This is a genomic window from Herminiimonas sp., from assembly GCF_030645555.1.
Lineage (GTDB): Bacteria > Pseudomonadota > Gammaproteobacteria > Burkholderiales > Burkholderiaceae_D > Oxalicibacterium.
In genome coordinates this window covers 1-7155 of the sequence record NZ_JAUSME010000186.1, presented here as the reverse complement: position 1 = coordinate 7155, position 7155 = coordinate 1, and the positions used below count along the sequence as shown (strand labels likewise).

Annotated in this window: 6 protein-coding genes and 1 pseudogene; 6 read left to right on the top strand and 1 reads right to left on the bottom strand. The window is 55.4% G+C overall.

Features of this window, described 5'->3' with window-relative positions:
- The 4 genes and pseudogenes from Q7T06_RS07230 to Q7T06_RS07215 all read left to right on the top strand — a co-directional run.
- Positions 1–109: pseudogene (locus Q7T06_RS07230) on the top strand (GTP cyclohydrolase II); the annotation flags it as partial.
- 113 nt (positions 110–222) lie between these two features.
- On the top strand, positions 223–1134 hold the full coding sequence (locus tag Q7T06_RS07225) for a DMT family transporter (protein ID WP_304782622.1): 912 nt from the start codon (positions 223–225) through the stop codon (positions 1132–1134).
- A 100-nt stretch (positions 1135–1234) separates the two neighbouring features.
- On the top strand, positions 1235–2209 hold the full coding sequence (locus tag Q7T06_RS07220) for a quinone oxidoreductase (protein WP_304782619.1): 975 nt from the start codon (positions 1235–1237) through the stop codon (positions 2207–2209).
- A 9-nt stretch (positions 2210–2218) separates the two neighbouring features.
- On the top strand, positions 2219–2371 hold the full coding sequence (locus tag Q7T06_RS07215; protein ID WP_304782617.1) for a hypothetical protein: 153 nt from the start codon (positions 2219–2221) through the stop codon (positions 2369–2371).
- An 88-nt stretch (positions 2372–2459) separates the two neighbouring features.
- On the opposite strand, the gene Q7T06_RS07210 is transcribed toward Q7T06_RS07215, so the two are convergent.
- The gene (locus tag Q7T06_RS07210; protein ID WP_304782616.1) at positions 2460–3092 is read right to left on the bottom strand and encodes a DUF4136 domain-containing protein; all 633 of its coding nucleotides are present in this window, start codon (positions 3090–3092) and stop codon (positions 2460–2462) included.
- 226 nt (positions 3093–3318) lie between these two features.
- Here Q7T06_RS07210 and pepN point away from each other — a divergent pair, with 226 nt between their 5' ends.
- Both pepN and Q7T06_RS07200 read left to right on the top strand, forming a co-directional pair.
- A complete protein-coding gene (gene pepN, locus Q7T06_RS07205; RefSeq protein ID WP_304782614.1) occupies positions 3319–5970 on the top strand; it encodes an aminopeptidase N in 2652 nt (883 codons plus the stop codon).
- Positions 5971–6038: 68 nt separating this feature from the next.
- The gene (locus Q7T06_RS07200) at positions 6039–7043 is read left to right on the top strand and encodes a class 1 fructose-bisphosphatase (protein ID WP_304782612.1); all 1005 of its coding nucleotides are present in this window, start codon (positions 6039–6041) and stop codon (positions 7041–7043) included.
- Positions 7044–7155 lie beyond the last annotated feature (112 nt).

The window sequence follows — 7155 nt, the reverse complement described above, 5'->3', positions numbered from 1 at the left end:
ACAACTCGGCTTGAAAGTGGTGGAGCGTGTGCCGCTGGTGGTGACGCGCAATCCATTCAACGAGCGTTATCTGACTACCAAGGCGGCCAAGCTCGGTCATCTGCTGTAACGCGATAGAGCCGCGCTGCGAGCAGCGTGGCGTGAGTATTGACGGCGGCACTTAAGACGGCACTTCAGGGCGGCGGAAAAACTCAAAACCCGCTTAGCCTTTACAATGGCGGCATGTCCGCTTCAAGCCCCCCTTCATCCGCACGCAAGCTTTTTCTGATCGGCCTGAGCATCGCGATACTCGGCGCGGTTCTGTTTTCCACCAAAGCCATCGTTGCCAAGTTGATTTACCGCCACGGCGTCGATGCGGTGACGCTGATCGCTTTCCGGATGCTATTTTCACTGCCATTCTTCATCGCCATCGGCATCTGGCGCTCGCGCAATGCGACCCCATTGAGCCGCAGGGACAAATGGCAAATCGTGTTCCTGGGTTTGATCGGCTACTACCTTTCCAGCTTCCTCGATTTTCTTGGCCTGCAATATATTTCTGCCGGCCTGGAGCGACTGATCCTGTTTTTGACGCCATCCTTCGTCTTGCTGATATCGGTTTTTTTGATGAAGAAAAAAATCACGGCAATTGAATGGGCGGCGCTCGGCACTTCATATCTGGGCACGGTGCTGGTCTTCATCCAGGATGTGCAGGTAGGCGGGAATGCCGTCGTGATTGGGGGCTTGCTGGTTTTGGGCAGTGCGATTTCATATGCGATTTATCTGGTCGGCACGGGTGAGCTGGTGCGGCGCGTTGGTCCATTGCGCCTGGTTTCGTATGCGATGTGCGTCTCCAGCGTGGCGTGCATAGGGCAGTTTTTCATCCTGCGCCCGGTTTCGATGCTGGTGCAACCGATGGATGTCTACAGCCTGTCGATGATCAACGCATTTCTCTGTACCGTATTGCCAGTGTTCCTGACCATGATAGCGGTGGACAGGATAGGTGCGGCAACGGCTTCGCAGGCCGGCATGATAGGTCCGGTATCTACACTGTTTCTGGCGGCGCTGATCCTCGATGAGCCGATTACCGGGATGCAACTGGCTGGAACGGCGCTGGTGTTATGCGGTATTTATCTGCTATCCAGAAAGAAATCTTAGCAAGGGATGGATGTGCGTATGCGGGAAAAATCTATACCTGGTGCGCAGCCGGCACGTTTTAATTTGATCAATGCATGAACATTTAATAAGCGAGCTTCATATGACGAAAGCAATCAGAATCCTGAAAACCGGCGGGCCTGAGGTCATGGAATATGTCGATGTCGATCTTCCTGCGCCCGGTCCCGGCGAAGCGCTGATCCGCCAGATGGCATGCGGTTTGAACTTTATCGATGTGTATTTCCGTACCGGCTTGTATGCGCAGCCGCTGCCGGCCGGCCTGGGCATGGAAGGTGCCGGCGTGGTGGAGGCGGTGGGTGCCGGCGTGTCGCACATACAGCCTGGTGACCGGGTGGCATATGCTGGCCGTCCTTGCGGCGCCTATGCAGAAGCGCGCGTGCTGCCGGCCGACATACTGGTCAAGCTGCCGGACGCCATCGGCTTCGAAACTGCTGCGGCGATGATGTTGCAGGGCTTGACGGTGCAATACCTGTTTCGCCGCACGTTCCGCCTGCAGGGTGGCGAGACGATACTGTTCCATGCCGCCGCCGGCGGCGTCGGCCTGATCGCCTGCCAGTGGGCGCGGGCGCTGGGCGTGACGATGATAGGCACCGTGGGCTCGGATGAAAAAGCCGAGCTGGCAAAAGCCAACGGTTGCGTGCACACCATCAATTACAACAAGGAAAATTTTGTCGAGCGCGTCAAGGAAATCACCGGCGGCCAGGGCGTGCCGGTAGTCTACGATTCGATAGGCAAGGATACCTTCACCGGTTCGCTCGATTGCCTGTCGCCGCTGGGTATGATGGTCAGTTACGGCAGCGCGTCCGGCCCGGTGCCGCCATTCAGCCTCAATGAACTGGCCTCGCGCGGGTCCCTGTTCATTACGCGCCCATCGATCTTCAGCTATACAGCCAAACGCGACGACCTGGAAATGATGGCAGGCGAGTTATTCGGCATGGTGGAGAGCGGAAAGATTAAAATCGATGTCAATCAGCGCTATGCACTGAAAGACGTGGCGCAAGCGCATCGTGATCTTGAATCGCGCAAAACCACCGGCTCCACCATTTTGATTCCTTAAGGATTTGCCATGCAAGAACTGGATACAGACAAACACCCGCAAGAACAGCCATCCGATGCAGATGGCAAACCTAAATTCGGTCGCCTGCTGTTGCTGCTCGCATTTGGCGTCGCAATGGTAGTGGCGCTGACTTTCGGTTCGCTCGCGTATTACACATCGTAATTATCGGATGGGCAGTTAAAACAAAAAGGCGGCCTCAAGGCCGCCTTTTTGTTTGCCCGCGCTCAGGCGCCAGAGTTGTGCCTGACCGTCATTCCTTGATTTCCAGATTCACGCGCCGCGGCACGCCGCTCTGGCCGGGAAAGTCCAGGAATGCACTGCGCACCATGTAAGGCATAGCGAAAGCCATGGCACCATTCCCGCCATCGCTGTCGACTGTCACGTCATAGAGTTTTTTACCATCCTTGATGCGCGTAATCAGGATGTTGAGCTGACGCCGGAATAACTGGTACTGGACTTCGCGATATTGCGTGACCGGTCCCGGATGCCAGAATGGATCATAGTAGGGGCCGTAATAGCCGCGTCTGGGATCGTAATAGGGATGGCCATACCAGTATGGCCAGTAGGGATCGGTGACAACCGGTTGCACGACTTTTACATCGCGCACGTCGATACGGTAATCGAGAACGACCTTCAGATGGGCGCTGCGCTGCGCCTGCACTTCGTTAAAACCAAGGCGCCTTAGCTCGCTACGCACCAGATTTTCATAATTCTGGTGTTCTAGATTGTTTTCCTGCCCCGCCTTGCGCTCAAATACATAGGATTTTTCTTGCAGATTGGCTGGCCAATCGTGAAATGCTATGACATCGCTGCGTATGAAGCTCGCGCAACCGCTGAGCAAGACGCTCGATAAGGCTATCAATACCAGTAAATAACGCCGCATTTCAAATCTCCTGTATCCCAGATACGAAGCATAGCGGGAATGGGGGAAAGAGTGCTTGCATTTCGCAAGTTGCCCATTCCATTTCCGCTGGTTGTCGGGATAAGCATGCATTGCAGGCTTGCATGGTTTTTCCAGCTATCTCAGGCTCAGACAAGCAGATTCCATTTCCTATCCCATGATTGGTAAAATGGTGTTTTGCCTGGCCTCGCCTGATACCCCTATTCCTATGCGCACCGACACTCCATCCGCGATATATCGCAAAGACTACACACAGCCTGGCTATTGGGTACACACCGTCGAGATGGGATTTGATCTCGATCCGTCGGCAACCAGGGTTGCAACGCGGATGACATTGACGCGCAATCCGGCCAGCGCGGAGCAGGCGCTGCTGCTGTACGGCGAGGGGCTGGAGCTGGTGCAAATCCGCCTCAATGGCAAATTGCTGTCGAAACGCGATTACCAACTCGATAAAGATGTGTTGCGCATTCCAGTCGCGCCGGATGAGGTCGTGCTGGAAATTGAAACCCTGATACGGCCGGATAAAAACACCTCGCTGATGGGTTTGTATGTATCGAATGGCAATTTTTTCACGCAATGCGAAGCCGAAGGCTTCCGCAAGATCACTTATTTCCCCGATCGTCCGGATGTGATGGCGAAATACAAGGTCATGCTGCGCGCCGATAAAAAGAAATATCCGGTGCTGCTGTCGAATGGCAATCTGATCGAAGAGGGTGATCTGGGCGATGGCCGCCACTATGCCTTGTGGGAAGATCCGTTCAAGAAGCCATCCTATCTGTTCGCGCTGGTTGCCGGCCAGTTGGTCTGTCAGGAAGAGAGGATCAAACTCAAATCCGGTCGCGATGCCTTGCTGCAGGTGTGGGTCGAAGACGGCAATCTGGACAAGACGCAGCATGCGATGGATTCGCTGATCAACAGCATACGCTGGGATGAACAGCGCTATGGGCTGGAACTCGATCTGGACCGCTTCATGATCGTCGCCGTGGGCGACTTCAATATGGGCGCGATGGAGAACAAGGGCCTGAACATTTTCAACACCAAGTATGTGCTGGCCAATTCGCGCATAGCCACCGATGCTGATTACGCCAATATCGAATCCGTGGTCGGACATGAATACTTCCATAACTGGACCGGCAACCGCGTGACTTGCCGCGACTGGTTCCAGTTATCCCTGAAGGAAGGCTTGACGGTGTTCCGCGATCAGGAATTTTCGGCTGACATGATAGGCACAGCCAGCGGCCGCGCAGTCAAGCGCATAGAAGACGTGCGCATGCTGCGCCAGGCGCAATTTCCGGAAGATGCAGGTCCGATGGCCCATCCGGTGCGCCCGGACTCGTTTGTCGAGATCAGCAACTTTTATACCGTCACGATTTATGAAAAAGGCGCAGAAGTCGTGCGCATGTACCAGACCCTGCTGGGCCGTGATGGTTTCCGCAAGGGGATGGACCTGTATTTCGAGCGCCACGATGGGCAGGCGGTCGAGTGCGATGATTTCCGTGCTGCGATGTTCGATGCCAACGGGCGCGACCTGACGCAATTCGAGCGCTGGTACAGCCAGGCGGGTACGCCGAAGGTGATTGCCAGGACTTCTTACGATCCGGTCGCGCAGACATACGACATCACCTTGTCGCAATCTTGTGCGCCGACACCGGGACAGGCCAAAAAGCTGCCTTTCCATATTCCGGTTGCCGTGGGTTTGCTTGACGGCGCAGGGCGCGACATGCCGCTTTCATACGGCGGCATCAGTGGCAATCCGACCACGGTGGTGCTGGAGTTGAACGGTACGCAGCAAACATTCCGCTTCGTCCATGTGAAGGAAAAGCCGGTGCCTTCGATCTTGCGCAATTTTTCCGCGCCGGTGGTGCTGGAATACGACTACAGCGAAGATGAGCTCGCCTTCCTGATGGCGCATGACAGCGATGCCTTCAATCGCTGGGAAGCCGGGCAGCGTCTGGCAACGCGTCGCCTGCTCTCGCTGACTGCATCGGTGCAGCAGTCGGATACCTTGAGCGTAGACCAGGCATTGAGCGACAGCCTGCGTGCGACGCTGAATGAGCAGGCACTGGATCCGGCATTCCGCGAGACCGCGCTGACGCTGCCGGCAGAAACCGTTATTTCCGAACAGATGGACGTGATCGACCCGCAAGCGATACACACGGCGCGCCGTTTCCTGCGCCTGTCGCTGGCGCAAGCTTTGCGGGCGGATTTCACCCATATATATAAAGACCATCAAACCGACGGACCTTACAGCCCGGATGCGACATCGTCGGGCAAGCGGGGATTGAAGAATCTGGCCCTGTCTTACCTGACAGATATAGATGATGCAGCTGCGCATGCACTGGCGCAGGCGCAATATGATCAAGCCAACAACATGACGGATCGGATTGCGGCGCTGTCGGCCTTGGTAAACAGCCAGGCGCCGGGCCGGGCTGCAGCGTTGGCCAGGTTTTATGCCGATTTCGAGCAAGAGCCGCTGGTCATCGATAAATGGTTCAGCCTGCAAGCCATGGCGCGTACCACGGATGTGGCAGCGGTACGTGCCTTGATGCAGCATTCGGCGTTTTCGCTCAAGAACCCGAACCGGGCACGCAGCCTGATCTTCAGTTTCTGCAATGGCAATCCATCACGTTTTCACGCTGCCGACGGTAGCGGCTATGTCTACTGGGCCGAACAGGTGATTGCGCTTGATGCAATCAACCCGCAAGTGGCTGCACGTCTGGCGCGCAGCCTGGATCGCTGGCGTAAATATGCGCCCGTCTTGCAGGAAAAGATGCGCGCCGCTTTGCAGCTTGTGGCAGACGCGCCCAAGCTTTCCAAGGATGTGGAAGAAGTCGTGACGAAGTCGCTCGCAGCAAATTAATAGAACAACACATACAATTGCTAGGCAAAACGGCAATTAATGAAGTTAGATCAAGATTAAAGGATGTCATGAAACGTATCAGCCTCACGCAATACCTCATTGAAGAGCAGCGCCTGCACAACAAAATTCCGGCGGAGCTGCGTCTATTGATAGAAGTCGTTGCGCGCGCCTGCAAGACGATCAGTCACGCCGTCGGTAAAGGCGCGCTGGGTGAAGTGCTGGGCAGTGCGCACAGTGAAAACGTGCAGGGCGAGGTGCAAAAGAAGCTCGACATCATTTCCAACGATATCCTGCTGGAAGCCAATGAATGGGGCGGCCATCTGGCGGCGATGGCATCGGAAGAAATGGAAACCATCCATCCGATACCGAACCGCTACCCTATGGGCGAGTATCTTTTGCTGTTCGATCCACTGGATGGCTCCAGCAATATCGATGTGAATGTATCTATAGGCACGATATTCTCGGTATTGAAGGCAGCCGATGGCATGCAGGCGCCGACGGAAGCGGATTTCTTGCAGCCCGGCACCCGGCAGGTTGTGGCTGGCTACGCTCTTTATGGCCCGCAAACATTGCTGGTGCTCACCACAGGTGATGGCGTGCAATGCTTTACGCTGGACCGCGAGATGGGTGCATGGGTAATGACGCACAAGAACATGGAGATCCCAGCCGATACCCAGGAATATGCGATCAATGCATCCAATGCACGTCACTGGCAGGCGCCGGTCAAACGCTATATAGATGAACTGCTGGCTGGCACTACCGGCCCGCGCAGCAAGGATTTCAATATGCGCTGGATCGCCTCCATGGTGACCGATGTACATCGCATCCTCACCCGCGGCGGCATCTTTATGTATCCAGCCGATGCGCGTGAGCCGGACAAGCCAGGCAAGTTGCGCTTGATGTATGAAGCCAACCCGATGGCTTTCCTGGTCGAGCAGGCAGGCGGCGCAGCCACCGATGGCCAGCAACGCATACTTGATATCCAGCCTGAAAAGCTGCACCAGCGTGTGCCGGTCTTCCTGGGATCGAAGAATGAAGTTGAACTGGTGACCAGTTATCACAAGCCAAAGTAAGCCTTCTATATAAGGAGGAATCCTTGGACAAAAAGGCTGATGGAAAATACTTAAAGTATTTTCTCAAAAGCACTTGCCAAGGGTGGAAGACGTTTGCTATAGTTCGCCTCCC

What these genes read in the sequence shown, in the direction of transcription:
- Q7T06_RS07225 (WP_304782622.1), top strand. Translation starts at nt 223, where the DNA reads ATGTCCGCTTCAAGCCCCCCTTCATCCGCACGCAAGCTTTTTCTGATC.
- Q7T06_RS07220 (WP_304782619.1), top strand. Translation starts at nt 1,235, where the DNA reads ATGACGAAAGCAATCAGAATCCTGAAAACCGGCGGGCCTGAGGTCATG.
- Q7T06_RS07215 (WP_304782617.1), top strand. Translation starts at nt 2,219, where the DNA reads ATGCAAGAACTGGATACAGACAAACACCCGCAAGAACAGCCATCCGAT.
- Q7T06_RS07210 (WP_304782616.1), bottom strand. Translation starts at nt 3,092, where the DNA reads ATGCGGCGTTATTTACTGGTATTGATAGCCTTATCGAGCGTCTTGCTC.
- pepN (WP_304782614.1), top strand. Translation starts at nt 3,319, where the DNA reads ATGCGCACCGACACTCCATCCGCGATATATCGCAAAGACTACACACAG.
- Q7T06_RS07200 (WP_304782612.1), top strand. Translation starts at nt 6,039, where the DNA reads ATGAAACGTATCAGCCTCACGCAATACCTCATTGAAGAGCAGCGCCTG.